Below are 1,025 nucleotides of genomic sequence, written 5' to 3'. Positions count from 1 at the left end.
CCCGCGCCGGATCCTCCCGGACCGCTGCCGGCCTTGCCGCCGGCCCCGACGGCACCGGCGTCACCGCCCTTACCGCCCGCGCCGCCATCGACGTAAGTGCTGGTGCCCTCGGCGCCACGGCCGCCGTCGCCGGCGGCACCGGCGTTACCGCCCTTGCCGCCGTTGCCGCCCTGACCGTTCGTGCCGGCGCTCGCGCCCGGGCCCCCGGCTTGCCCGCCGGTGCCACCGGCGCCGCCGTCGCCGCCCTTGCCACCGGCCCCGCCGTTGCCACCGGCGGTGCCCGCGCCCGCGTTCACCCCGGCCTGACCGACGGCGCCGTCGACCCCGGCGCCGCCGGAGCCTGCCGCGCCGCCGGCGCCACCGTTGCTCGCGTTGCCACCGGTGCCGTTGGCACCGTTGCCGCCGCCGATTCCGGCACCGGCAAGTCCGCCGACACCGCCCTTGCCGCCGTCGGCGCCGGCTCCACCTTTGCCGCCGTTGCCGCCGGCGTAGCCCGAATCACCGGCGTTCACGCCGCTGCGACCGTCTGCTCCGGCTCCACCGGCCCCGGCGGTGCCCGCCGCGCCGCCGTTTCCGGCCGCGCCACCACTGCCGGAGTTGCCGGCCACCGCACCACCGGTGCCGCCACCGGCGTCACCGCCGGTCCCGCCGTTTCCGCCGGCGCCACCGGCTCCGGCGTTCCCGCCCGCCTGCCCGGCCTCGCCGGCGCCCAGCGTCGCCTTTCCATCAGCGCCGGCGATGCCGGAGCCGCCCTTGCCGCCGACGCCGCCCTGTCCACCAGCGCCGCCGTTACCGCCCTTGGCGCCCACGCCGGTGCCCGTGCCACCGGCACCGCCGGAGCCACCGTTGCCGCCCCTGGTGCCGGCAGTGCCGTCGGCGCCCGCACCGATTCCGTTGTCGCCGTTGGTGCCTGCTGCGCCGTTGCCGCCGGCGCCGCCGTCGCCGCCGTTGGCGCCCAGACCGTTGAGTCCGTCCTTGCCGGTGCCGGCGGGTCCGGTGCCCGCGGCGCCGCCGACCCCGACCGC

1 protein-coding gene is annotated in these 1,025 nt (G+C 80.0%); it reads right to left on the bottom strand.

The window, feature by feature from the left end; all coding sequences use genetic code 11:
• The coding region (locus tag AC5Y4D_RS27285; RefSeq protein ID WP_500038770.1) for a hypothetical protein at nucleotides 1–1,025 on the bottom strand (1,025 nt) is incomplete at both ends.

This window comes from Mycobacterium sp. NGS67 (assembly GCF_059812185.1).
This window is presented reverse-complemented; position numbering and strand designations above follow the sequence as displayed.